At 67.6% G+C, this 24,526-nt stretch carries 28 protein-coding genes; 16 read left to right on the forward strand and 12 right to left on the reverse strand.

All coding sequences use genetic code 11. From position 1 onward, the window contains the following. Positions 1-285 precede the first annotated feature (285 nt). The gene (locus tag IAI58_RS00450) at positions 286-546 is read left to right on the forward strand and encodes a hypothetical protein (RefSeq protein ID WP_207444638.1); all 261 of its coding nucleotides are present in this window, start codon (positions 286-288) and stop codon (positions 544-546) included. Here the strand turns inward: IAI58_RS00450 and IAI58_RS00455 are convergent. The 3 genes from IAI58_RS00455 to ddpX all read right to left on the reverse strand — a co-directional run bounded on the left by IAI58_RS00455 (position 516) and on the right by ddpX (position 2,650). Beyond that, on the reverse strand, positions 516-1,331 hold the full coding sequence (locus tag IAI58_RS00455) for a gamma-glutamyl-gamma-aminobutyrate hydrolase family protein (RefSeq protein WP_207444637.1): 816 nt from the start codon (positions 1,329-1,331) through the stop codon (positions 516-518). The two genes, IAI58_RS00450 and IAI58_RS00455, sit on opposite strands and share 31 nt — an antisense overlap. A gap of 106 nt (positions 1,332-1,437) precedes the next feature. Next, entirely contained in the window at positions 1,438-2,055 is a 618-nt protein-coding gene (locus IAI58_RS00460) for a LolA family protein (RefSeq protein WP_207444636.1), read from the reverse strand. A gap of 46 nt (positions 2,056-2,101) precedes the next feature. Continuing rightward, entirely contained in the window at positions 2,102-2,650 is a 549-nt protein-coding gene (gene ddpX, locus IAI58_RS00465; RefSeq protein ID WP_207444635.1) for a D-alanyl-D-alanine dipeptidase, read from the reverse strand. 164 nt (positions 2,651-2,814) lie between these two features. Here ddpX and IAI58_RS00470 point away from each other — a divergent pair, with 164 nt between their 5' ends. Continuing rightward, entirely contained in the window at positions 2,815-4,500 is a 1,686-nt protein-coding gene (locus IAI58_RS00470; RefSeq protein WP_207444634.1) for a DUF4214 domain-containing protein, read from the forward strand. 22 nt (positions 4,501-4,522) lie between these two features. After that, positions 4,523-4,951: a secondary thiamine-phosphate synthase enzyme YjbQ gene (locus IAI58_RS00475; protein ID WP_207444633.1), complete on the forward strand. Its 429-nt coding sequence runs from the start codon at positions 4,523-4,525 to the stop codon at positions 4,949-4,951. Positions 4,952-5,456: 505 nt separating this feature from the next. On the opposite strand, the gene IAI58_RS00480 is transcribed toward IAI58_RS00475, so the two are convergent. The 3 genes from IAI58_RS00480 to IAI58_RS00490 all read right to left on the reverse strand — a co-directional run bounded on the left by IAI58_RS00480 (position 5,457) and on the right by IAI58_RS00490 (position 8,511). Continuing rightward, complete coding sequence (locus IAI58_RS00480; RefSeq protein ID WP_207444632.1) at positions 5,457-6,572, reverse strand: phytanoyl-CoA dioxygenase family protein; 1,116 nt, start codon at positions 6,570-6,572, stop codon at positions 5,457-5,459. A gap of 113 nt (positions 6,573-6,685) precedes the next feature. Then, positions 6,686-7,900, reverse strand: coding sequence for a Na+/H+ antiporter NhaA (gene nhaA, locus IAI58_RS00485; protein ID WP_207444631.1), 1,215 nt, complete (start codon positions 7,898-7,900; stop codon positions 6,686-6,688). Between the two features lie 212 nt (positions 7,901-8,112). After that, entirely contained in the window at positions 8,113-8,511 is a 399-nt protein-coding gene (locus tag IAI58_RS00490) for a (R)-mandelonitrile lyase (RefSeq protein ID WP_207444630.1), read from the reverse strand. Positions 8,512-8,626: 115 nt separating this feature from the next. Between IAI58_RS00490 and IAI58_RS00495 the strand changes: the two genes are divergently transcribed. Further along, on the forward strand, positions 8,627-9,397 hold the full coding sequence (locus IAI58_RS00495; protein WP_207444629.1) for an SDR family NAD(P)-dependent oxidoreductase: 771 nt from the start codon (positions 8,627-8,629) through the stop codon (positions 9,395-9,397). Between the two features lie 15 nt (positions 9,398-9,412). Here IAI58_RS00495 and IAI58_RS00500 read toward each other — a convergent pair whose 3' ends face one another. Next, entirely contained in the window at positions 9,413-10,435 is a 1,023-nt protein-coding gene (locus IAI58_RS00500; RefSeq protein ID WP_207444628.1) for an LLM class flavin-dependent oxidoreductase, read from the reverse strand. A 184-nt stretch (positions 10,436-10,619) separates the two neighbouring features. On the opposite strand from IAI58_RS00500, the gene IAI58_RS00505 reads away from it, so the two are divergent. After that, positions 10,620-11,276, forward strand: a complete 657-nt coding sequence (locus IAI58_RS00505; protein ID WP_207444627.1) for a LysE family translocator — start codon at positions 10,620-10,622, stop codon at positions 11,274-11,276. Between the two features lie 176 nt (positions 11,277-11,452). Here IAI58_RS00505 and IAI58_RS00510 read toward each other — a convergent pair whose 3' ends face one another. Further along, positions 11,453-12,340: a polyphosphate kinase 2 family protein gene (locus IAI58_RS00510; RefSeq protein ID WP_207444626.1), complete on the reverse strand. Its 888-nt coding sequence runs from the start codon at positions 12,338-12,340 to the stop codon at positions 11,453-11,455. Positions 12,341-12,438: 98 nt separating this feature from the next. On the opposite strand from IAI58_RS00510, the gene IAI58_RS00515 reads away from it, so the two are divergent. The 9 genes from IAI58_RS00515 (at position 12,439) to IAI58_RS00555 (ending at position 17,287) form a co-directional block, all read left to right on the forward strand. Next, positions 12,439-13,284, forward strand: a complete 846-nt coding sequence (locus tag IAI58_RS00515; protein ID WP_207444625.1) for a creatininase family protein — start codon at positions 12,439-12,441, stop codon at positions 13,282-13,284. A 22-nt stretch (positions 13,285-13,306) separates the two neighbouring features. Next, positions 13,307-13,864, forward strand: a complete 558-nt coding sequence (locus tag IAI58_RS00520; RefSeq protein ID WP_207444624.1) for an NADPH-dependent FMN reductase — start codon at positions 13,307-13,309, stop codon at positions 13,862-13,864. A gap of 129 nt (positions 13,865-13,993) precedes the next feature. Next, the gene (purC, locus tag IAI58_RS00525) at positions 13,994-14,758 is read left to right on the forward strand and encodes a phosphoribosylaminoimidazolesuccinocarboxamide synthase (protein ID WP_207444623.1); all 765 of its coding nucleotides are present in this window, start codon (positions 13,994-13,996) and stop codon (positions 14,756-14,758) included. A 34-nt stretch (positions 14,759-14,792) separates the two neighbouring features. Further along, positions 14,793-15,032 (forward strand): phosphoribosylformylglycinamidine synthase subunit PurS, encoded by a 240-nt coding sequence (gene purS, locus IAI58_RS00530; protein ID WP_207444622.1) that lies wholly within the window; start codon positions 14,793-14,795, stop codon positions 15,030-15,032. 27 nt (positions 15,033-15,059) lie between these two features. Next, a complete protein-coding gene (locus IAI58_RS00535) occupies positions 15,060-15,314 on the forward strand; it encodes a hypothetical protein (RefSeq protein ID WP_207444621.1) in 255 nt (84 codons plus the stop codon). Continuing rightward, positions 15,302-15,715: a hypothetical protein gene (locus IAI58_RS00540; RefSeq protein ID WP_207444620.1), complete on the forward strand. Its 414-nt coding sequence runs from the start codon at positions 15,302-15,304 to the stop codon at positions 15,713-15,715. The genes IAI58_RS00535 and IAI58_RS00540 overlap by 13 nt, the downstream gene beginning before the upstream one ends. Next, a complete protein-coding gene (gene purQ, locus IAI58_RS00545) occupies positions 15,712-16,410 on the forward strand; it encodes a phosphoribosylformylglycinamidine synthase subunit PurQ (protein WP_207444619.1) in 699 nt (232 codons plus the stop codon). Before IAI58_RS00540 ends, purQ begins: the two co-directional genes overlap by 4 nt. A 75-nt stretch (positions 16,411-16,485) precedes the next feature. Next, entirely contained in the window at positions 16,486-16,623 is a 138-nt protein-coding gene (locus IAI58_RS00550) for a hypothetical protein (protein WP_207444618.1), read from the forward strand. 310 nt (positions 16,624-16,933) lie between these two features. Beyond that, positions 16,934-17,287: a hypothetical protein gene (locus tag IAI58_RS00555; protein WP_207444617.1), complete on the forward strand. Its 354-nt coding sequence runs from the start codon at positions 16,934-16,936 to the stop codon at positions 17,285-17,287. Between the two features lie 41 nt (positions 17,288-17,328). On the opposite strand, the gene IAI58_RS00560 is transcribed toward IAI58_RS00555, so the two are convergent. The 4 genes from IAI58_RS00560 to IAI58_RS00575 all read right to left on the reverse strand — a co-directional run bounded on the left by IAI58_RS00560 (position 17,329) and on the right by IAI58_RS00575 (position 21,521). Beyond that, positions 17,329-18,432, reverse strand: coding sequence for an SDR family oxidoreductase (locus tag IAI58_RS00560; protein WP_237182887.1), 1,104 nt, complete (start codon positions 18,430-18,432; stop codon positions 17,329-17,331). 78 nt (positions 18,433-18,510) lie between these two features. Next, positions 18,511-19,611: an IS630 family transposase gene (locus IAI58_RS00565; RefSeq protein ID WP_208775999.1), complete on the reverse strand. Its 1,101-nt coding sequence runs from the start codon at positions 19,609-19,611 to the stop codon at positions 18,511-18,513. A gap of 172 nt (positions 19,612-19,783) precedes the next feature. Further along, entirely contained in the window at positions 19,784-21,172 is a 1,389-nt protein-coding gene (locus tag IAI58_RS00570) for an RNA-directed DNA polymerase (protein ID WP_207449403.1), read from the reverse strand. A 202-nt stretch (positions 21,173-21,374) separates the two neighbouring features. Next, positions 21,375-21,521 carry a hypothetical protein gene (locus IAI58_RS00575; protein ID WP_207449401.1) on the reverse strand — a complete coding sequence of 49 codons (147 nt, stop codon included), beginning with the start codon at positions 21,519-21,521 and terminating at the stop codon, positions 21,375-21,377. Positions 21,522-21,678: 157 nt separating this feature from the next. Between IAI58_RS00575 and IAI58_RS00580 the strand changes: the two genes are divergently transcribed. Both IAI58_RS00580 and purL read left to right on the forward strand, forming a co-directional pair. Then, the gene (locus tag IAI58_RS00580) at positions 21,679-22,245 is read left to right on the forward strand and encodes a transposase (protein ID WP_207449425.1); all 567 of its coding nucleotides are present in this window, start codon (positions 21,679-21,681) and stop codon (positions 22,243-22,245) included. A gap of 59 nt (positions 22,246-22,304) precedes the next feature. Further along, the gene (purL, locus tag IAI58_RS00585; protein WP_207449423.1) at positions 22,305-24,512 is read left to right on the forward strand and encodes a phosphoribosylformylglycinamidine synthase subunit PurL; all 2,208 of its coding nucleotides are present in this window, start codon (positions 22,305-22,307) and stop codon (positions 24,510-24,512) included. Positions 24,513-24,526 lie beyond the last annotated feature (14 nt).

A 24,526-nucleotide genomic window follows, 5' to 3' on the forward strand; every position in this document is an offset into this window, starting at 1 on the left:
GGGGTTAACCCATGTCCGGCTTTCTCTTTGTCACTGGCCTTGCCGCTCTCGTCCTGAGCGGCGTCTATACCCGCTCCCTGATGGAGCGCCGTTGGCCCGCCAGCCTTCCGCGCTTCAACGGCAGCCTGTAAGCCATGGCCCGGCTGGTGCCGCCTTTGGGCGGCGCCGGCAGCCGCCTGTTGCCAGGCTTTACACCTTTACACGATCCATCTTCAGCTGATCGAGTCGCGTCGCCCCACTGCCCGTACGGGCGCTGGCGCACCCGCGTGTCGCGCATGGATTGCCATGCTCGACCATATCTTTGGGGTTTCGGATCACGCCCGAGTGGCGCCCGGCCCTTGGGGGGGTGACCGGGCGCCGTCGGGGGAGACATTCCTGTTCGGAATGGTCGGGCGAGCCGGTCTGGGGAAAAACCTGCCGCCTTGTGTCAAAGAATACGACATTCCCGCGAATCAGGAAGCCATCTTCCGTGCAACTCAAAAACGTTTGATCGAACGGTATTACCGTGAATGTGGCTATTCCGCCGCAACCGCGGTTAAGGAATGACCGTTTTGCGCGCTGGCAGCCCGCCGCGCCGCCCGATTCCCGGCAGCCGCGCCGAAGACCTCGAAGAGTCGGCGGGACAGCGCATCGCTCTGCCAGTCATATTCCGGGTGCCATTGCACGCCGAGGGCGAAGTCCCTGGCGCCCCGCACCCGCGCCGCCTCCACCGTGCCATCCGGCGCCCAGCCCTCGGGCAGCAGCCGGGGCGCGGGCTTGGCCACGCCCTGGTTGTGCAGGGAATTCACCGGCACCGCGGCCGCATCCCAGTCGAGCCCGGACCAGAGGCGGGCCAGCGCGCCATCCTCCGTCACGCGCACCGCATGGGCCTTGCCGGTACGCACACGCGGCAGCACCTGGTCAATGGGGGTGGAATGGTCCATCCGCCCCGGCAGGTCCTGGATGCGCTGGTCCAGCGTGCCGCCCAGCGCCACGTTCAACTCCTGGAAGCCCCGGCAGATCGCCAGCAGCGGCACGCCTTCCTCCAGCGCCGCGCGGATCAACGGCAGCGTCGTGGAATCCCGCTGGGCATCCTCGGGCGTGCCCTCCAGATGCGGCGGCCCCTGGTAGAGCGAAGGCTGCACGTTGGAGCGGCTGCCGGTCAGCAGGATGCCATCTAGCCTCGGCAGCAGCTCCCGCGCCAGATCCTCCCCGGCGGCGGGGATCAGCACCGGCATGCCGCCGACGGGCCCGAGCACCACGCGGATGTAGTGGTCGGAGGCGGCGTGGTTCGGCATGGCATTCGCACCGAACGCCTTGACGCAGCAGGAGATACCAATCAGGGGGCGCATGGCTGGATGGTCGCGCCCGCGCGTGGCGCAATCAAGGCAAAATCACGCCCTCGTGCGACGCCTCAAGCCGAATCCATCCCATGGGCCTGCCCAGCCTTCCCGGATGTCAGCGCACCTGCTGTTCGAAGAAGCGGGGGTCGTTGAAGGCGAAGACCAGCGGGTCAAACCGCACGCCGGTCTGGATCTGCGTCAGCGTCACCCGCGTCTGCTGGCCCTGGGCATCCACCACCACCCATTGCCGCAGCTCCATCGGGTCCTCGGCGAAGACCAGGGTCAGGCTGCCTTCGCCTGGGGCTTCCCGCCGCCGCATGGTCACGCGCAGCAGCCCGCCGCCGCGTTCCAGCGCCGTCACCTCCAGGTCGCCGGTGAAGCGGATCTGCGGCCGCAACAGGAAGCCGAGCGGCGTGGAGCTGACCGGCACGATGCTGGGCTGGTGCAGTTCCTTGTCGTAGTGCAGGAACTGCCCGTCCGAGGCCACCAGCAGCAGCGGCTCCGGCGGGTCGTATTCGAAGCGCATGCGCCCGGGGCGCCAGATCATCGCCGTCCCCTCCGCGCTGCCGCCGTTGGAGGCGATCTGCAGGAAGCGGGCGCGCAGCGTCGTCAGGCCGTTCAGATAGGCCTCGATCCGCGCCAGGGTGGCGGCACGGTCTCCCCCCGCCTGGGCCATGGCCAGGGAGGGCAGCAGCGGAAGCAGGGCGGAAGCCAGCAGCGAGCGTCGGAACATGGCCCTCATTTGGCGTGCCGGCGGCGGCGCGGAAAGGGGGGCGCGATCACATCGGCCCGTCCGGGACCGCGCTGGCCGACAGCACGGGAAAGCGCCGGGGTTGCGGCAGCTGGTAGTGCCACCATTCCAGCAGATAGGGCTCGAAGCCCGCCGCCACCATCAGCCCCAGCAGCAGCGCCCGGTTGCGCTGGTCGGCCACCGGCACCGCCAGGCTGCCATGCGCCGAGGCCGGGTCCACCGCGTCGAAGCCCGTGCCCATCGGCAGTTCCGCCCCCGTGGCCGCATCGCAGAGCGTCAGGTCCACGGCGGCGCCGCGCGGATGCACGCCGCCCCGCCGGGGGTCGGAGACGAAGCGCTTGTCCTCCACCGCGTGCCAGAGCGCCCATTGCGCCTCGATCGGCCGGAAGGCGTCGAAGATCTTGATCCGCAGCCCCAGCGCGGCGGCCTGGTCGCGCGCCGCCAGCAGCCGCGCCCGGCCCTCCGGCAACAGCAGCGCCACGGGGCGGCTGTAGATGGGCCGGCCGGCCAGGTTGTCCGGCGTGGCGTAACGGATATCGAGGATGAGGCCATCGGCCTCGGTCAGCGGCTGCAGCATGGCGGCATTCTGCCACGCCGGCGCATCCGCCACAGCCCCGCTTCAGTCATGACGTGACGCATCGATATTTTGTTTCAGCAATTGCGCCAGCCTCCAGAAAATATCAGGAATAACGGACAGACGATCTGACTGCCCTCACAATAACGACACAGGAAAGCTCAGGCATGGCAGTAGAGTTCAGGAATCAGGACACCTACCCATACAACGCAGTCGTCTACATTACTGTTCATTGGAGCGATGGCAGCGCCACGCGCGGCTCGGGCGCCCTTGTCGGCCGGAATGACATCCTGACCGCCGCCCATCTGGTCTACGCGCCCCACAAGACGGCGACGGATATCAACATCTATCCCGCCTTCGACGGCGCCGATGGCCCCTGGGGCAGCTTCACCTCCGGCGCCTGGACGACCGACTACTACCCGGTCGGCAATGCCGACGGCACCATCTCCCGCACCGCCTCCGCCTCCGACCTCGCGCTGATCGGCATCGACGATGCGCTGGGGGACCGCGCGGGCTGGCTGGGCATGACCTCCTACGCCCCGTCCAGCACCTATGAGCTTGTCGGCTACCCCTCCGAGCAGGGCACGCGGCTGACCGCCGATACCGGGCCGGTGGCACTCAGCGGCAATCCCGCCACCTTCGACGTCTCCGGCCTCTACCATTCCGGCGGCAGCAGCGGCGGCCCGCTGCTGGATGACCGGCAGCATGTCGTCGGCATCGTCTCCAGCACCATCTGGGCCAATCGCATCGACACCGAATGGGACGACCTGATGGGGTGGATGGCGGCGAATGATTCGCTGCTGGCCCCGAGCCCCACGGCCATCACCGGCAGCGAGGGGAACGACCTGCTGCGCGGCACGCCGGGCGATGACGTGATCCGCGCGCTGGGGGGCGACGACCTCATCATGGCCAGCGGCGGCAATGACAGCATCGACGGCGGCGCCGGCACCGACACCCTCTCCTTCGAGATCGGCTTCCGCGGCAGCCGCTGGAGCATGCTGTCGGAGAACACGCTGCGGATCACCACCAGCCCGGGTCAGGACACGGTCACGGATGTCGAGATCCTCTCCTTCGCCGATGGCCGGCTGGTGACGGATACCGGCTCCGCCGCCGCCGCCGTCTTCCGCCTCTACCAGGCCGGCCTGGGGCGGACCCCGGATCAGACCGGCCTGCCCTTCTGGACCGATGCGCTGGAGCATGGCACGGGGTTGAAGGTCCTGGCGCAGGGCTTCCTCGGCTCGGCCGAATTCACCGCCCGCTTCGGCGCCGGCCAGGATGACGGCAGCTTCGTCGAGCAGATGTATCTCAACGTGCTGCATCGCGGCTCCGATCCCACGGGCCATGCCACATGGGTCGGCGAGCTCTCCAGCGGCGCCAGGGACCGCACCGATGTGCTGATGGGCTTCTCCGAAAGCCAGGAGAACCGCGAGGCCACCGCCGGCGCCATCCATGCCGGCATCTGGGTGCTGGACCCGCAGGCCGCGCAGGTCGCCCGCCTCTATCACGGCGTGCTGGGCCGCCAGCCCGACCTGCCGGGACTGACGGCCCAGCGGGCGGCGCTGGAGGGTGGCACCCCGCTGGCCCAGCTGGCCGACAACTTCGTCAGCAGCCCGGAATTCCAGGCCACCTACGGGCCACTGGATAACCAGGGCTTCGTCACCGCCCTCTACGCCAATACGCTCAACCGCGGCCCCGACGCCGCCGGGCTACAGAACTGGATGGACCACCTGAACCAGGGCATGAGCCGCAGCGACGTCGTGCTGAATTTCTCCGAGAGCGGCGAGCATGTGGCGCTGACGAACCCCGCCATTGCCTCGGCCGATCCGGCGCAATACGGCATCGCCTTCGCCTGAGGGCCCGGAGAGGAGAAGCGGCATGCGGCAGCACCTGCACCGCCTGGAGATCGATACCCCCGGCCGGGGCCTGCTGGAGATCACCGCGCCCATGTGCCGCTGGGTCTCCGGCACCGGTATCGGCGACGGGCTGCTGACGCTCTGGTGCCGGCATACCTCGGCCTCCCTGCTGGTGCAGGAGAACGCCTCGCCCGAGGTGCGGCGGGATTTCGAGGATTTCTTCCAGCGCCTCGCCCCCGATGGCGCCTCCTACCGGCATGACGAGGAAGGGCCGGACGACATGCCCGCGCATCTGCGCGCGGCGCTGACGCAGACGCAGCTCTCCATCCCCGTGCAGGATGGCCGGCCCGTGCTCGGCACCTGGCAGGGCGTCTTCCTCTGCGAGCACCGCACCGCCCCGCATCGCCGGCAGGTTGTCCTGCATCTGCTGGGTGAGCCGGCGGACGGCTGAACAGCACCTTCCGCCAGCCCCAAAGGCAGAGCCTCCGCTTGAGAAAAGCCGTCTCCTCAGCAGGAATGTCATCAAACCGCGCGGGCTCCGGGCAGATATCGCGGAGATCACGATTTTCCGTCTTTCGGGGCTGCGGGAAGACTCGCCCTGCCTGCTCAGTTCCGGCAGGATAGCAGGCGCGTGATGGGGATGCTCTACGGGGAAGGGGGCAATAATGGTCAAGACTAGCGTCTGGGCTCTGACTGCGCTGTTACTTTGCCAATTGACCGCCTGCGCCAGTTCTCAGCCACAACTTGGCCGCGGGGAGAATGGTTTCAGCTCGGCGGCCTCAGCCCATGCCGATGCCATCATGGCCGGCATGGCCCGTGCCCGCGCGATGCGCGAATTGCGGATGCAGTCCTCGATCATGCCCTGAAACCGGCCGCTACGGCGGGAGAGGATGAGGCCGCCCTCCGGGCCTCTTCGTCATCCGTGCCATGGCGGCTGCAGGAGCATCCTCCGCCGGTCAGGACGAGGCCGGCATGGAAACGGGGGCCCGCCCGGCCTCCGCGCCCGCCCCGGCCCCATGCGGCGGAAAGACCGGCACCTTCCCCACCGGCCGCCAGACCGGCCGCAGCAGCCCCAGCGCCGCCAGCCGGTCCTGCACCCAGTACTGCGCGGGCACCCGCCAGGGCTCCAGCGCCGGCACCCGGTCCAGCAGCGGCCGCAGCAGCGGGGAGAAGGGGTTGGGCCGGCTGGAGGCATAGATCTCCACGCGGATGCTCTCCCGTGCCGAGGCGCCACGGGCATGGAAGCCGCAGGTATCCGCCACCACCAGCGTATTGCCCGGCACGGCGAAATGCCGTGGCCGCTCCAGCCCGAAGCGCGTGAGATCGGCCGCCGTGACCCGAAAGGCCCCGCCCGCCTCCCGGCGGCGTGCGGCCTCGGTGCTGCGCCGCCGCTGCCAGGCCTGCCGCCGCCGCCCCTGGATGTGGGAGCGCGCCACATAGGTCAGCGGCCCCTCCTCCATCTCCACCGCGTGCAGGAAGAACCAGGCCTTCATGGTGGGATGGAAGGTATCCATGTGCAGCCGGGTCTGCGGGTCCTCCTCCCCGCTGGCGCCGGAGAGGATGACCTGGATGAAGGTCAGCGGCGCGGCATCGAAGGAGGAGACGTAGCGCGTCAGCCCCCGCCAGCGCGGATGCGCCAGGAAGGCGCGCAGTTCCGGCGCCTGCCGCAGCAGCTCCGTGGTGATGGGGATACGGCGGGTGACGGCCTTGCCCTCCCGCATCTCATGCGCCTCGGTGCTCAGCGCGGAGAGGCGTGCCACCAGCGCCTGGAAGTCCCGCTCCTCCAGGAAATCCGGCACCTGCACGAAGCCGTCCCGCGCGAAATCCTCCCGGTCCCGCGGACTGACCAGATGCTCCATCCGCCGCCGCCGCCACCCGGCCATGCGCTGCGCCAGCCGCACCCGCCAGATATGCAGCCCCCGCCGGTTCAGCAGCTCGCTGCCCAGCAGGGGATTGGCGCGGAAGGATTTCTCCCCGCTCAGGACCCGGGCGGCATGCCAGGGCAGCAGCAGCCAGCGCAGTCCCGCACCCGGGCCGCGCCGCTCCGTCTCCAACCGGGTGATCCGCTCCATCCGCCGCACTCCCGCCAGCACCGGGATCTTTTCCGGGCTGGCGAAAGGCTAAGCTCTGCCTGCGGAATCGGCAGAACACGTTTCGGGGAAGGACCGGTTTGCGGCGCCGGCCCTTATTCCGCCACGCGCGGCTCCGGCGCCGGGATCTCGCGCGGCGCCACCCGCAGCACGGCCCAGCCCGCCAGTCCGGAGAGGATCGAGCCGCAGAGGATGCCGATCTTCACCTCATCCTGCAGCAAGGGATCGTTGGAGAAGGCCAGCATGCCGATGAAGAGGCTCATGGTGAAGCCGATGCCGCAGAGCAGGGAGACGCCGAAGATCTGCGTCCGCGTCGCCCCCATCGGCACATCCGCGAGGCCGAGGCGGATCATCAGCGCCGCGCTGCCGAAGACGCCGATCACCTTGCCCGCCAGCAGGCCCAGCGCCACGCCCAGAGTCAGGTGGTCCACCAGCGCCGCCGGCGTCAGCCCGGCGAAGGAAACCCCCGCATTGGCGAAGCCGAAGATGGGGATGATCAGGAAGGACACCCAGCCATGCAGCCCGTGTTCGAGGCGGTGCAGCGGCGAGCCCAGCATGTCGTCCGGCCGCGCCGGCCGGGGATGCAGCGGAATGGTGAAGGCCAGCAGGACGCCGGCGATGGTGGCATGCACGCCCGAGCGCAGCACGCAGTACCACAGCGCCACCCCCAGCAGCAGATAGGGCAGCAGCCGCACCACGCCCATCCGGTTCATCGCCACCAGCGCCACCACCACCGCGGCAGCGAGGCCCAGATGCAGCAGCGAGAGGTCGCCCGAGTAGAACAGGGCGATGATCACGACGGCGCCGAGATCGTCGATGATGGCCAGCGCCGTCAGGAAGATCTTGAGCGAGGTCGGCACGCGGGAGCCGAGCAGCGCCAGCACGCCGAGCGCGAAGGCGATATCCGTCGCCGCCGGGATCGCCCAGCCCCGCAGGGTCTGCGGATCGTTCCAGTTGAAGGCCGAGAAGATCAGCGCCGGCACCAGCATGCCGCCCGCCGCCGCCACCCCCGGCAGGATGCGGCGGCTCCAGCTCGCCAGCTGCCCGTCCAGCACCTCGCGCTTGATCTCCAGCCCCACCAGCAGGAAGAAGACCGCCATCAGCGCGTCATTGATCCAGTGCTGCACGCTGAGCGGCCCGAGATAGGCATGCAGCGCGGCGAAGTAGCTGGGCGCCAGCGGCGAATTGGCGATGATCAGCGCCAGCGCGGCGGCGGCCATGAGCACCAGCCCACCGGACGCTGAATTGTCGAGAAACGCACGCAGCATCGAAAACGGGCGCCTGCTCTCCTCCCTGCCGGGAACCGTCATATCGGGAATAATCCTTATCTGCTTGCCCCGCGCGGGGGCTGTCCGTGATGCCTTGCGTCAGGGCCGCCACATCCCAAGCGGCGCAGCTTACGGTTCAGGGGGCCTTTCAGGAACCACCGATCCCGCCCTGGTTGAAGGCAATAATCCGGGAGCATCTCTGCTGCTACTGCCCCGGCGGCCACCCCTGGGACGACGACTTCCGGGGCCTGGATTCACCCTCTCCGGTATTCGGCCTCCGTCACCTGTTCCAGCCAGTCGACGGCCTTGCCCTCCAGCTTCTCCTGGATGGCGATATGCGTCATGCCCGTGCTGGCGGTGGCGCCATGCCAGTGCCGTTCCCCCGGCGGGAACCAGACCACGTCGCCCGGCCGGATCTCCTCCACCGGCCCGCCCTGCCGCTGCGCCCAGCCGCAGCCGGCGGTGACGACCAGCGTCTGGCCCAGCGGATGCGTGTGCCAGGCCGTCCGGGCGCCGGGCTCGAAGGTAACCATGGCGCCCGCCACCCGCGCCGGATCGGGCGCCTCGAACAGCGGATCGATCCGCACGGCACCGGTGAAATACTCCGCCGGCCCCCAGCCGGAAGGCCGGGAGCCTACGCGCTTGATCTCCATCCTCGTCTCTCCTGTGCTTCGGGAAGGCCGCCCCCGCCGGCTGGTGCATTAACGGCCGCGCCGGCATGGCGGATGCGGCATGATGCGCGCGTCGTCAAAGGGAGAGACAGCAGGAATGAAGCGAATTCTGGAAGGCCGCACGGCCCTGGTCAGCGGCGCCAGCCGTGGCATCGGCCTCGCCATCGCGCGGCGGCTTGCGGCCGATGGCGCGCGGGTGATGCTGGTGGCGCGCTCCGCCCCGGTGCTGGAGGCCGAGGCGGCGGCCCTGCCCGGCGCCGCCACCTTCGCCGCCGACCTGGCGCGGCCCGAGGCCGCCGGCCAGGCCGTGGAAGCCGCCGTCGCCGCCTTCGGCCGGCTGGACCTGCTCGTGCACAGCGCCGGCGCCACCCGGCGCGGCGACTTCCTGACCCTGCCGGATGAGGCCTGGGAGGATGGCTATGCGCTGAAGCTTCTGGGGGGCATGCGGCTGTGCCGCGCCGCCTGGCCGCATCTGGTCGCGGCGGGCGGCGCGGCCGTGCTGATCGCCGGCATCGGCGGGCGGCTGGCCAGCGCCGATTTCGCCATCGGCGGCTCGGTCAACGCGGCGCTGATCAACCTGACCAAGGCCCTGGCCGACCGCGGGGTCCGTGACGGCGTCCGGGTCAATGCCATCAACCCCGGCAGCATCCGCACGGACCGGCTGACCGGCCGCATCGATACCCTGGCGCGGGAGCGGGGCATCGGGACCGAGGCGGCGGCGGCGGCGCTGGCGGCCGAATCCGGCATCGCCCGCTTCGGGGAGCCGGAGGAGATCGCCGCCGCCGTGGCCTTCCTGGCCGGGCCGGATGCCAGCTACGTGCAGGGCAGCATCCTGGATGTCGACGGCGGCTGGCTGCGGGCGGTCTAGCGGTGGGCGGAGGCGTCAGCGCCAGCCCAGCGCCGGCGCCACATGCTTCAGGATGCCCTCGATGACATGGGCGCAGTAATCGACGCCCAGCTGGTTCGGGATGGTCAGCAGCAGGGTATCCGCCTCCGCGATGGCCTCATCGGCGCGGAGCTGCGCGACCAGCGCCTCGGGCCCGGCGGCATAGCCACGGCCGAAGATGGCGCGGGTCTTCTCGTCGATGAAGCCGACCTGGTCCTCCTCCTTGCCGCCCTGGCCGAAATAGGCGCGGTCGCGGTCATCGAGCAGCGGGAAGATGCTGCGGCTGACCGAGACGCGGGGGCTGCGGGCATGGCCCGCCTCCTTCCAGGCCTCCCGGTAGGCACGGATCTGCCGGGCCTGCTGGACGTGGAAAGGCTCGCCGGTTTCGTCATCCTTCAGGGTGGAGCTTTGCAGGTTCATCCCCTGCCGCGCGGCCCAGACCGCCGTGGCATTGGAGCCGGAGCCCCACCAGATGCGCTCGCGCAGCCCCTCGGAATGGGGCTCCAGGCGCAGCAGGCCGGGCGGGTTGGGGAACATCGGGCGCGGGTTCGGCTGGGCGAAGCCCTGACCGCGCAGCGCCTCCAGGAAGACCTGGGCATGGCGGCGGCCCATATCGGCATCGGTCTCGCCCTCGGCGGGTGCGTAGCCGAAATGGCGCCAGCCATCGATCACCTGCTCGGGCGAGCCACGGCTGAGGCCGAGCTGGAGCCGCCCGTCGCTGATGAGGTCGGCGGCGCCGGCATCCTCGGCCATGTAGAGCGGGTTCTCGTAGCGCATGTCGATGACGGCGGTGCCGAGCTCGATGCGGCGCGTCTTCGCGCCCATGGCGGCGAGCAGGGGAAATGGCGAGGCGAGCTGGCGGGCGAAGTGGTGGACGCGGACATAGGCGCCATCCGCGCCCAGCTCCTCCGCCGCGACGGCGAGGTCGATGGATTGCAGCAGCGCATCGGCGGCGGAGCGGGTGCCGGAATGCGGCGAGGACGCCCAGTGGCCGAAGGAAAGGAAACCGATCTTCTTCATGATGGAGCTTGGTCCGGATGGGGGCGGCCCCGCCGTTGCGCGGGGCCCTCTGTCGCCGGGGATATGGGGCCTCCGCCACCGCCACCCCAATTTCCTGGATCAATGATGGTCATGCCCCAGCCCTGCCCGGCTGCGTCCGGCGGCGGGGCTGGTGGCGGGTTCCCGAATCGATAGACTGGCAGCCATGCTGAACACCACGCAGTTCGCCCTGTTCCTCGCCGCCGCCCTCCTGCTCGCGGTGACGCCGGGACCGGGCATTTTCTACGTCGCGGCGCGCACGCTCTCGGGCGGCCGCGCGGAAGGCATCGCCTCCAGCCTCGGCACGGGCCTGGGCGGGATGGTCCATGTCCTCGCGGGCAGCCTGGGCGTATCCGCCATCGTGCTGGCCAGCGCGGAGCTGTTCACGGCCCTGAAGCTGCTCGGCGCCGCCTATCTCGTCTGGATCGGCCTGCGCACCATCATCGCCGCGCGGCGGAATGCTTCGGCCGCCCTGGGCCATGGCGCGACGGTGCCCGCCCTCGGGGCAGGCCGCGCCTTCCGGGAAGGGATCACGGTGGAGGCGCTGAACCCGAAGACGGCAGCCTTCTTCCTCGCCTTCGTGCCGCAGTTCGTGGACCCGGCGGCAGGCCATGTGGCCCTGCAATTCGCGCTGCTCGGCCTCGTCTCGGTCCTCCTCAATACCCTGGCCGATGTTGTGGTGGCCTTCGTGGCGGCCGGCATCCGTGCCGGCGCGGCGGCGCGCCCCGGCCTCATCCGCCGCCTGCGGGAAGCCTCGGGCGGCGCCATGATCGCGCTGGGCCTCGGCCTCGCCCTGGCCCGGCGCCCCACCGCCATCGGCTAGGCCAGCATGGCCGGCCGCAGGACCGCTCCGGGTGCCACCGCATCGTCAGGCAGGCCCGCAGCGCCACAGGCCCGCCGTGCCGAGCGCTTCCCCGAAGGCCTCGCGGCCGGTTCCGGCAAGCCAGGCACGACAGGATACCGGGCATGGAAACATGCCAAGCGGGGCGTTGCAGCCGCCTATCCCTCCTTCTCCAGCTTCGCCCGCTCCCGCAGCAGCAGGGCACGCGCCTTGGGGTCGGGCTCGGGGTAGCGCGGATCGGCCTCGGTCAGCGCCGCCACCAGAGCCTCCGCCACAATCAGCCGCGCCAGCCACTTCCGGTCCGCCGGCACCACGAACCAGGGCGCGTGCGGCGTGGCGGTGCCGGCGACGGCCTCCTCATAGACGCGCTGATAGGCATCCCAGTGCGCGCGTTCCGCCACGTCATGGGCATCGAACTTCCAGTTCTTCTCGGGCTCGTCGATCCGCGCCAGGAAGCGCTGCCGCTGTTCCTCCTTGCCCAGATGCAGGAAGAACTTCAGCACCACCACGCCCTGGCGGGCCAGATACCGCTCGAAGCCGGCGATATCCTCCAGCCGCTCCCGCCAGATATCCGCGCTGACGCAGCGCGCCGGCAGCTTGCGCCGCGCCAGCACATCCGCATGCACCCGCGCCACCAGCACCTCCTCGTACCAGGAGCGGTTATGGACGGCGATGCGCCCGCGCGCCGGCAGCGCCTGCATGTGGCGCCAGAGGAAGTCATGCGCCAGCTCCTCCGGCCCCGGGGCCTTGAAGGACATCACCTGGCAGCCCTGCGGATTGATGCCGGAGAAGACGGCGCGGATGGTGCTGTCCTTGCCGCCCCCATCGATGGCCTGGAAGATCACCAGCAGGGATTGCCGGTCCTCGGCATAGAGGCGCTGCTGCAGCCCATCCATCCGCCGCACCGCATCCGCGAGCGCCGCCTCGGCGCCCTGCTTGTCGATGCCGGGGACGTCGATACGCGTCGGCCGCTCCGCCAGGCGGAAGCCCTCGCCGGAGATCACCCGGCAGGCGGAGATCAGCGCGGCGGTGTCGTACTGGGGCATGCAATCCTCCCTGCTGGCCCGGGCGGGTGCGCCGCCCCTTTTCAACAACGCCCATGCCATGGTTCCGTGGCGGCGCACAGCCGAGGGAAGAATCCTCCATGACCGATACCGGAACCGATGCCGTCCGCTGGGAACGCCGCACCGCGCCCGAGCTCCGCGCCCTGGCGGAGCGGGATGCGCTGGTGGTGCTGCCCGTCGCCTCGCTGGAGCAGCACGGGCCGCATCTGCCGGTCTGGACCGACAGCATGATCGGCCATGCCTGCGCCCTGCGCGCGGCGGCGGAGGCCACGGATGTGCCGGCCATCGTGCTGCCGCCGATGTGGACGGGCATGTCCGAGCACCACCTGCCCTTCGGCGGCACCATCAGCCTGGACTACGCCACCTTCCACGGCGTGCTGCGCTGCGTCTGCCGCTCCATCAGGGCGGGCGGCTTCAAGCGGCTGCTGCTGCTGAACAGCCATGGCGGCAATATCGACCCGCTGGCCGTCTCGGCGCGGGAGCTCTGCGTCGAATTCGCGATGCCCGTCGCCACCACCACCGTCTTCCATGTGGCGAGGGAGGAGATCGGCGCCCTGCTCGACACCCAGCCCGGCGTGCAGCATGCCTGCGAGGCCGAGACCAGCTTCTGGCTGCACCTGGACGCCGCCCAGGTGCGGCGGGACCAGATCGCCCACGCCCTCTCCCCCGGGGACAGCTCCGTGGCCGGTCCCGTCAGCCGCTTCTGGTCCTTCACCGAGCGCGCGCCGCTGACCGGCGTGATCGGCGATCCCCGCGCCGCCACGGCGGAGAAGGGGGAGAAGCTGCTGGCCGCCGTGGCCAAGGCCCTGGCGGCGGTGATGCGCAACCAGCGGCTCTGGAGCACCCCGGACGCGGTCTGGACGCCCGGCCGGGTCTGGCAGGGCCATGACGGCCGCCCCATCTCCGACCGGCAGGTCCGCACCTGACACCCCAGAAGGAAGCAAGCTGATGACCGTCCGCACCGTCGCCGTCCTGGTCGGCAGCCTCCATGCCGATTCGATCAACCGGAAGCTGGCCCAGGCCCTGGCCAAGCTGGCCGCCCCGGAGATGGAGTTCCGCTTCGTGGACTATGGCGACCTGCCGCTCTACCGGCAGGATATCGAGACCAGTTCCCCGGAGGCCGACCGCATGCGGGCGCAGGTGAAGGCGGCGGATGCGGTGCTCTTCATCAGCCCGGAATACAACCGCTCCATCCCCGGCGCGCTGAAGAACGCCATCGACTGGGGCTCCCGCCCCTATGGCAGGAGTGTCTGGGCCGGCAAGCCCGTGGCCATCGGCGGCACCTCCCCGAGCGCGGTGGGCACGGCGGCCATGCAGCAGCACCTGCGCGCCGTCCTGACCCATATGGACATGGCGCTGATGAGCCAGCCCGAACTGTTCCTGCAGTTCAAGGAGGGGCTGATCGACGCCGAGGGCAATGTGACGAATGAGGGCACCCGGGCCTTCCTGGCCAGCTACCTGAAGGCTTTCGCCACCTGGATCGACCGGCTGGCGCCGAGGGCCTGAACTCAACCTCCTGTTTCATTGCATGGCTGGGGGGCCACGCTGCCGGTTGGCGCATGCCGCCCCGTTTTGCTATAGGGCACACCGAGCCCGCCGGCCCCTCGTTCCGGCGGCGAGAAGGATTCCCAGAACATGGCGCGTCGCCGGCAGCTCTACGAAGGTAAGGCCAAGGTCCTGTTTGAAGGGCCGGAGCCCGGCACGCTGGTCCAGTATTTCAAGGACGACGCCACCGCCGGCAATGGCGCCAAGAAGGGCGTCATCACCGGCAAGGGCGTGCTGAACAACCGCATCAGCGAATACCTGATGCTGCGCCTGGCCGAGATCGGCGTGCCCACCCACTTCATCCGCCGCCTGAACATGCGCGAGCAGCTGATCCGCGAGGTGGAGATCATCCCGCTGGAGGTGGTGGTCCGCAACGTCGCCGCCGGCAGCCTGGCCACGCGCCTGGGCATCCAGGAAGGCACCCGCCTGCCCCGCAGCATCGTCGAATACTACTACAAGAATGACGCCCTGCAGGACCCCATGGTGTCCGAGGAGCACATCACCTGCTTCGGCTGGGCCTCCACGCAGGACCTGGACGACATGGTCGCCCTGACGCTGCGCATCAACGACTTCCTCTGCGGCCTCTTCCTCGGCGTCGGCATCGTGCTGGTCGACTTCAAGCTCGAATTCGGCCGCCTGTATGAGAACGATGAGATGCGCATTGTCCTGGCCGATGAGATCAGCCCGGACAACTGCCGCCTCTGGGACGTCAAGACCGGCGAGAAGATGGACAAGGACCGCTTCCGCCGCGACCTCGGCAAGGTCGAGGAAGCCTATCAGGAAGTCGCCTCCCGCCTCGGCATCACGCCTGAGGCCGGCGCGCGCGACATGAAGGGCCCGGAGGTCATGCAGTGACCGCCCGCTTCGAAAACGCCGAGGTGATGCAGTGATGAAGGCTTACGTGACGGTCATGCCGAAGAACGGCGTGCTGGACCCCCAGGGCAAGGCCATCGGCCATGCCCTCGGCACCCTCGGCTTCCAGGGCGTGGGCGAGGTCCGGGCCGGCAAGGTGATCGAGCTGGAACTGGCCGAGACCGACCCCGCCAGGGCGAAGGCCGCCGCCGAGGAGATGGCCCGCCGCCTCCTGGCCAACACCGTCATCGAATCCTTCAAGGTCGAACTCGCCTGAGCTGGCCAGGTCCGGAGGCGTGACCCCATGGTGAAAGCCTCCCTCCTGCTCATGCTGCTGCTGACCGTGCTGATCGGCATGGGCCTGCGCTGGCGGGAAGCCCGCATGGGCAACCCCGCCATCACGGCACAGAAGCAGCGCCCCGGGGCCCGCAACCGCCCCGGCCTCATGGCCCGCGGCAAGGCCAGCCTCGACCGCTGGGTCACCGCCGCCGCGATCGCCGCCGTCGCCACCATCGCCCTGATGGGCGGACTGCACTGGATTCGCGTATGGATCGGATGAAGCGCAACGTCCTGCCCTTCCTGGGCCTCGCCGGCGTCGCCATCCTCGTCATCTCCATGCTGCCGGGGCGGGAGCCGGGGCTGTCCCGCACCATGGCCGGCTTCAACCAGCCCGCCGCCACTATCTCCGGCCCCCTCTCCAACCTCTGCAGCGGCTGGGGCCATGCGCGGCGGGACTGCGCCGCCTTCGTCCGCCACTTCATGAACGGCCTCGCCGAAAGCCGCCCCGAACTCGGCCTCTGCGTGCCGCCCCCCGCCGCCCTGGCGGAATGGACCGTCGCCGCCCTGCACGGTGTCCCCGCCGACGAACCCTGGGCCGCCCCGCTGGAAGCCGCCCTCACCCAGGCCCGCCCGGCCCCGCCCCTGCCTCCCTGCGCCCCCGAGAAGGCCCGCCCGACATGAACGCCGCCATCATCATCTTCCCCGGCACGAACCGGGAGCGTGACATGGCCATCGCCCTGCAGAAGGCGACCGGCCGCAAGCCCGCCATGCTCTTCCACCAGGAAACGGCACTCCCCGCCGGCACCGACCTCGTCGTCCTGCCCGGCGGCTTCTCCCACGGCGACTACCTCCGCTGCGGCGCCATGGCCGCCCGCTCCCCCATCATGGACGCGGTGCGCGACTTCGCGGCCAAGGGCGGCCACATCCTCGGCGTCTGCAACGGCTTCCAGATCCTGACGGAAGCGGGCCTGCTGCCCGGCGCCCTGCTCCGCAACGCCTCGCTCCGCTTCCTCTCCATGGACTGCCACCTGCGGGTGGAGCGCACGGACACCCCCTTCACCAGCCAGTGGCGCAAGGGCGACATCTTCCGCGCCCCCATGGCGCATGGCGACGGCAACTACTTCGCCGATGACGCGACCCTGGAACGCCTCGAAGGCCAGGGCCAGGTCGCCTTCCGCTACGTCACCCCGGAAGGGGAGGCGACGGAAGCCGCCAACCGCAACGGCGCCCGCAACAACATCGCCGGCATCCTCTCCGACAACCGCCGCATCCTCGGCATGATGCCGCACCCCGAGGATCTGGTGGACCCGCTGATGGGCGGGGAGGACGGCCTGCCGCTCTTCCGCTCCATCGCCGGAACCTTCGCCACCGCCTGAACCACCCCGCTCCCGGCGCGCCCCGCGCGCCGGGACGGACCGATGGCATGAAACATTCGCCATCCTTCGATGGTTATGCCCACGCTGCCTGAACCACAGGCCGCCTGCAGAACCCTCGACAGGAGACCACCCATGCCCATCCTTCTCTGGTTCCTCGGCGTCCCCGGCATCATCGTGCTGCTGCTCTGGGTCACCGGCATCATCGGCTTCTGACGCCAGCCCCGCCGCGCCGGCCCCGCCGCCGGCGCGGCGCCCCAAATGCCGCAACACGCCACAAAGTTACGTCACACCACCGTTTTTCTTGTGAAAAAGAACAACGGCGACAGCCCAATTGCAACAGCCCCTCCCCCGCCGGTTTCTTCCGGTAACATGGGCCCCACCTGTCCATGGCGGCATCCGCCCGGCGCCGTAACATGGCGCCATGAAGGCAGGCTTAAACCGCCCTGCCTGCGGGACAGATCTCTCTCGACCAAACGCCCAGGCCCGATCCCGGACCCGCCGCGAACCCGAGGAGACGCCCACCATGCGCCAACACCTTCCCCCCTTCCGCACCGCGCTCGCGCTCCTGGCCATGGCCATGGCCGGCACCACCGCCGCCTCGGCCCAGGGCATCGGCCAGATGGGCCTGCTGAACCAGGGCGAACACCTGAACGTCCCCGAGGCCCGCACCCAGCCCGGCAACATCGTCGGCGGCGGGCACGTCACGGTGCTCCAGGCCGGCACCGAGCATACCGTCCTGCTGCACAGCAGCCCCGGCTACGCCTTCGCCGCCGCCGGCATCCCGGTCGATACCGGCGGCAGCAACGGCGACCTGCTCTACCTCATCCCCGCCGGGCAAAGCGGCGCCGTACTGGCCGCCACACCCGCCATCCGCTGACAGCAGCCGCCACCGCCGCGCTCCCCCGCGCGGCGGCCCGGCTACCCGTGCGCACCCAGCCGCACGGCCTCTACCGCACCCCCCCGGGCCGCATCCTCCCGCTCCATCCGCGCCCGGGTGGTGCCGCCCACCCCCACCCCCTCCGCCATCGGCTCATGCAGGCTGCCCGGCCTATCCCCCGCCGGCGGCGCATCCTCCATCTGCGCGCGATGCGCGATATTCGCCGCCACCCGCTCCGCCAGCCCCGGCCAGATCTGGTGGCTCAACAGGGCGCCACGCGCCTTCCACCCCACCGGCATCTCCCGCCCCGGATGGATCGCCGCCCAGACGATGGCATCCACCGTCTGCTCCGGCCCATCCAGCGCCACCATCCGGGGGGAACGCCCGCTGTCATTGCCCGCATGGTCCCAGAAGGGCGTATCCACCCCCCAGGGCATCACCGTCGTCACATGGATGTCCCGCGCCCCGCTCAGCCGCAGCTCCTGCGCCAGCGCCTTGTCCAGGCCGAGGATGGCGTGCTTCGTCGCGGCATAGCTGGCGTGATACGGCAGCGGCACCTGGCTCTCCACCGAGCCCAGGTTCACCAGCACCCCATGCCCCTGCCGCCGGAACTGCCGCAGCGCCACATGGCTGCCATGGATCACGCCCTTCAGGTTCACATCCACGATGCGGGCATGATCCTCCAGCGGCACATCCTCGAACGGCCCGATGGCGCTGACCCCGGCATTGTTGATCCAGGCATCGATCCGCCCGAACCGCGCCACCGCCGCCTCCGCCAGCCGCTGCATCTCCTCCGGGCTGGCAACATCCGTCGGCACCACCAGCGCCTGCCCGCCCGCCGCCCGCACCTGGGCCGCCACTTCCTCCAGCACCGCCGCCCGCCGCGCCGCCAGCACCACATGCCCGCCATAACCGCCGAGCTTCAGGGCCACACCGCGCCCGAAGCCGCTGGAGGCCCCGGTGACGACGAACACCCGCCCCGCCACCTTCCGCTGCCCCTCCTGCGCCGAAAGCGCACCCGCCGCGCAGCCAGAAAGCACGAAAGCCCCCACCGCCAGCATGGCCAGCGGCGCCGCCAGAGGCGCCAGCGGCAGCAACGGCAACAAGGACAGCAACCCAGGGCCGGAACGGGAATGAGACGTCATGGGCGCGCGATCCTTCCTCGATCAGCCCCCGCGAGAGCAGGGGCACCGGATCACAGCTAGGCCCACCCGCCCGTTGCGCTAGTGTCCTGATTCTGTAGTTCCTCCGATCTTCTGGGTGCGCTGGCAGAAGCGCTGTATGGCACCGAGGATGTCGTCGGCGGACTTGGTCCAGCGGAACGGTCTGGGATCGACGTTATGGGCTTCGATGAAGGCACGGATGTCGCGCTCGAGCGCCTGGGTGGAACGATGGATGCCGCGCCGGATCTGCTTGTCGGTGATGAGGGCGAAGAAGCGTTCGACCTGGTTGATCCAGGAGGCGCCGGTGGGCGTGAAATGGACATGCCAGCGCGGGCGCTTGAGCAGCCAGTCGCGGATCGGCTTGGTCTTGTGGGTGGCGTAGTTGTCCATCACGAGATGGACGTCGAGATCCTGGGGCACGGCTTTCTCCACCTGATCCAGGAACTTCCGGAACTCGGTGGAGCGGTGCTTAGGGTAGCAGTGGCCGATCACTGTCCCGGTCGCGATGTCGAGCGCTGCGAACAGCGAGGTAGTGCCGTGGCGGGTATAGTCGTGCGTGCGCCGCTCCGCCTGGCCGGGACGCATCGGCAGCAGGGGCTGGGTGCGGTCGAGCGCCTGGATCTGGGACTTCTCATCCACGCACAGCACCAGCGCGCGGTCCGGCGGTGCCAGGTAGAGCCCGACGATGTCGCGCACCTTCTCGACAAAGAGCGGGTCATTGGAGAGCTTGAAGGTCTCGCTCCGGTGCGGCTGCAGCCCGAAGGCCCGCCAGATGCGGTGGATGGTCGATGGCGCATACCCGACGGTCCGGGCCATGGAGCGCAGCGACCAATGCGTCGCACCTGGCGGCGTTGTTTCCAGCGTCAGCCGGATGGTATCGGCGATCGCGTCATCGCCGATCGTGCGCGGCGTGCCTGGTCTGGGCTCATCGAGCAACCCGTCCAGGCGATGCACGGCGAAGCGCCGACGCCACTTTGAAACCGTGTTGGCGTCCGCGCCGACCTCAGCGCTGATCGCCTTGTTCTCCAGACCCGCGGCGGCGGCCAACACAATGCGGGCCCGGCGCGCCATCGCCTGTCCGGTCTTGTGAGCCCGAGCCAGGAATTCCAGTTCCCGACGTTCGGCCTCACTCAGCCTAATCGTCACCGCCGGTTTGCCCATCGCGGCTCTCCCTACGATTACCTGCATGATCGTAGGAATTTCGCGATCAGGATACTAGGCGCGCCGCCGGTCACAGGGCGCGGCGCGGGCGGGGATGGAAGGTGGCGCGGGTGGCCTTGCAGGGGCTCTGCCCCTGCACCCCGGCAGGAACCTGAGGTTCCTGCACCTCCCACTAATCTTGCTGTAGCTTTTTGATGAAATAATCGTTCGTTTGAATCTTCATATTTTTCATTAATGGCCGCTTCTCTTCGTCAGTCATTTTTTTGTAATTTAAAATTGCATAGTATATGCTTCTTTGAATAGAAATTGTCGCGGACGGAAATACATCCACAGCAAGCTTTTTAATTCTTTGCCTGTCGAGCTGCTGGTAACCTAAGCATATTGCCTCCCTAAAGAAAGCTATACTGTCTGTGGTCCTATGCTCATCTACAACTTGATAGATTAGTTTTGGATTTTGATACTCAATATGAGATGCTAGTCGGAGCAGAGGTATCTTGAATGAGTAGCTCAGATGTTTGAAACCAATCACATCGGCAAGTCCATCCCGTAGTTTAATCTTTTTCTCAGGCTCTATCCTATCTGCGTCTTTCATCAAGGCATCCACTATATAAAATATAGAAGTCAACCTTGACCTCAATATAGAGTAGAGAATTTCCACATCTTGATTTACATATATGAAATACTTCACTAAATTACGAATGATCAATTCTTTATCGGCGCCGCTTATATTATCAAGTTCCTTGATATGTTCTTCTAAGTTAATTTTAGCTAAAGATTTAATGGCTTCTTTCCCTGGCTCTCTATAAAACCGCGAGATACTAGATCTACCGCTAACCACAACCCGTCTTGTAAACTCAGTTTTTGCGTTTAGGTCGATGGAGACATGTGTGGGGTGCAGCTGATCTTGGATTTGATCTGAAATCTCTTTACCTTCTAGAATTTGGACGATATTCGTTTTTCGAGGGTTAATAGATAAACCTTCTTCGATAAGCAGTTCACTTAAAACGCGCATAATTTCATGGCCTTGGGCCTTACTTTCAGCAAACAGCCTGAAATCATCCACATACCTGACAAAGCAAATACCTTGCTCAGTAAGTTTATTATCGACCCCTATAAGGGCCGCTTCGCACAGTATTCTGCTTGCGTCCGATCCCACAGGAACCCCGAAGCTTCTACGATCTCCAGCCCACTGAAGCAAAACTTCGCGCACAAGCTTAATGTATCTTTCCTCACAGCCAGCATCATTAAGATGATTTTCTAAAGGATGGTTCCCAATTCTCTCAAAAAAGTTTGATATATCAGTCGAAATCTTCCACTTACCGATGTAGTTGTTGGAAATTTCTCCAGATTTTTGACGGAACGAGTTATATCCATAATCGCTGTCGAAAAGCTTTCCTGGCACAGATGCCATTCTATGCGAGTGGATCACGCCATCAATTTTAGGAATTCTACAAGCTTCGATTTTTTCGAAAAGCATTATACACAAAGATAAATACTTAACCGCATCAAATGGGTCTATCCATGCAACTCGACGGTAAGAAAATTCATCCTTGGGCAGCATATAGTAATGAATTCGTCCAATGCGCTCTATGTCGAGATTGGCTACACTTAAGAATTTCAGCGCAATTTTATTCGCTTCCCTTCGGAAATCCTCCGGATTCTTGATGATTTCGCCGCATTCTAGAGGCTGTTATGAACCACTCATAACATGCTGGATCTGCTCGGCCTTCCGCAGGTAGGTCCGCTGGGGAAGGCCAGCAAAATCAGTTCTCTAGCACCAGGTTCATAACAGCCTCTAAGGGGTCCAAAAATGTTGGGGCTTTGAATATATCATCAAAACCTTTTTCAATTACATGACTTATCGCAAGGTTTACTGCAGCTTCTCTCCGCTGAAATTCTTGCTGAATCACGGTCACTCCAATAACAAGGTCTCGCTACGATGCCACCATTACGAATTGGCATCTTAACTGGATCAAACCAGCAATGTCACGGGGCGAACTCCAACCTTGCCTTTTAAGGAATTTTGTCCTATAATTTCAAGCAGGAGGTGAGGTGTCTACCATGACCATGCCCAGCTTGATCACTAACCTCCAATGGTCCGCCCTCCTCCCCTACCTCCTCCCCCGCGCGCCCCAAGGCCGCCGCCTGGAGGAACACCGGGAGCGGATGGAAGCCATCTTCTTCATCGCCACCTCCTCCCTCCCGTGGTGCGCCCTCCCCGCGCGCTACGGCCGCGCGGATACCGTCTCCCGCTACTTCCGCCGCCTCACCCATGCCGGGCTCTGGCAGAAGCTGCTGCACGCGCTGGCGGAAGCAGCACCCGGCCACCCGCTGCGGCAGCTTGAGGAAAAAATTCTCCGCGCCTGCCGCCGCGCGCACCGCATCCTCGGCCTGCCCTTCCTCGTGCTCATCCGCCGCCTCAACCTGCGCCGCGCCCTCCCCGGACCGCCCTGGCTGCTGCCCGACCCGCTTTTGTCCGAAACCCTCGCACGGGTAAAAATCACCCCGCCGCCACCGGGCGAATACGGGCACAGGACACGCCATGCCCGCCTTCTCGCCACCCTCCGGCGCCTGCACCGGGATGCCGGCGGGCGCCGCCGCATCCCCCGTTCCGTGCGCCTGGCCTGGGCATGAGTGCGGATATGCCAAATCCACCCCTGGACAACGGGCGCGCGGGTGCCGACAAGGCAGGCATGTCGACCCCCGTCCTCCTCGCCCCCGACCGCGCGAAGCAGCTCTCGGCCGAATTCGGCCTGAAGCCGGATGAGTATGAGCGCGTTCTCACCATCCTCGGCCGCGCGCCGTCGCTGACGGAACTCGGCATCTTCTCCGTCATGTGGTCCGAGCACTGCTCGTATAAATCCAGCCGCCACTGGCTGAAGCAGCTCCCCACCAAGGCCCCCTGGGTCATCCATGGCCCCGGTGAGAATGCCGGCGTCATCGATATCGGTGAGGGCCTGGCCGCCATCTTCAAGATGGAAAGCCACAACCACCCCAGCTTCATCGAGCCCTACCAGGGCGCCGCCACCGGCGTCGGCGGCATCCTGCGCGATGTCTTCACCATGGGCGCCCGCCCCATCGCCAACCTCAACGCGCTGCGCTTCGGTGATCCCTCCCTGCCCAAGACCCGGCAGGTGCTGGATGGCGTGGTGCGCGGCATCGGCGGCTACGGCAATTGCGTCGGCGTCCCCACGGTGGGCGGAGAGGTGAACTTCCACCCCGCCTACAACGGCAACCCCCTGGTCAATGCCATGACCGTCGGCATCGCGCCGAAGGACCGCATCTTCCTCAGCGCCGCCGCCGGCATCGGCAACCCCGTGGTCTATGTGGGTTCCAAGACGGGCCGCGACGGCATCCACGGCGCCACCATGTCCTCCGCCGAATTCAGCGCGGATTCCGAGGAAAAGCGCCCCACCGTCCAGGTCGGCGACCCCTATTCGGAAAAGCTGCTGATCGAGGCCTGCCTGGAGCTGATGGCCACCGACGTCATCGTCGCCATCCAGGACATGGGCGCCGCCGGCCTCACCTCCTCCAGCGTGGAGATGGCCGGCAAGGGCGGCGTGGGCATCGAGCTGAACCTCGACAGCGTCCCCCAGCGTGAGGACGGCATGTCGGCCTACGAGATGATGCTCTCGGAAAGCCAGGAACGCATGCTCATGGTCCTCAAGCCGGGCCAGGAGCATGTGGCCGAGGCCATCTTCCACAAGTGGGAGCTGGACTTCGCCGTCATCGGCCACCTGACCGACACGGGCCGCATCGTCATCCGCCACAAGGGCGCGCTGGAAGCCGACATCCCCCTCGCCCCCCTGGAATCCGAGGCACCCCTCTACCAGCGCCCGACGGCCGAGACGCCGAAGCAGCCCGTGCTGGACCCCAACAGCATCCCCAGCCCCATGGGCATCGGGGAGGCATTGGTGAAGCTCGTCGGTTCCCCCGACCTCTGCTCCCGCCGCTGGATCTGGGACCAGTACGACAGCACCGTCGGCGGCCAGACCGTCAAGCGCCCCGGCGCGGCCGATGCCGCCATCGTGCGGCTGGAAGACACGAGCCGCGCCCTCGCCATGACCACCGACGTCACCCCCCGCTACTGCGCGGCGGACCCGGAGGAAGGCGGCAAGCAGGCGGTGGCCGAGGCCTGGCGCAACATCACCGCCACGGGCGCGAAGCCGCTGGCCATCACCGACAACATGAATTTCGGCAACCCCGAGAAGCCGGAAATCATGGGCCAGTTCGCCGCCGCCGTGCGCGGCATGGCCGCCGCCTGCATCGCGCTGGACTTCCCGGTCGTCTCCGGCAACGTCTCCCTCTACAACGAGACGGAAGGCAAGGGCATCCTGCCCACCCCCGCCATCGGCGGCGTGGGCGTGATCGAGGATGTCTCCAAATCCCTCGGCTACGCGCTGAAGGACGGCCAGGACCTCGTCCTGGTGGGTGAGACCGCCGGCTGGCTCGGCCAGTCCCTCTGGCTGCGGGAGATCGCGGGCCGGGAGGAAGGCGCCCCCCCGCCCGTGGACCTGGCGCAGGAGCGCCGGACCGGCGACTTCATCCGCGCCCGCATCCTGGCCGGCGAGCTGACCGCCTGCCACGACCTGGCCGATGGCGGCCTGCTGGTGGCACTGGCTGAGATGGCGCTGGAGGGCGATACCGGCGCCACCCTGGCCGCCGCCCCCGGCACCACCCCCGCCCATGCCTTCTGGTTCGGTGAGGACCAGGGCCGCTACCTCGTCGCCACCGCCGATGCGGCCGGCTTCCTGGCCGCGGCGCGGGCGGCCGGCGTTCCGGCCATGCGGATCGGCCGCAGTGGCGGGAGGGCCTTGGTTCTGCCGGGCGGCGAGTCCATATCGCTTGATAAGCTGCGGGAAGCGCATGAACACTTCCTGCCGGCCCTGATGGCCCGTTAAATCATGAACCGGCG

It is taken from the genome of Roseomonas marmotae, assembly GCF_017654485.1.
Taxonomy (GTDB): domain Bacteria; phylum Pseudomonadota; class Alphaproteobacteria; order Acetobacterales; family Acetobacteraceae; genus Pseudoroseomonas; species Pseudoroseomonas marmotae.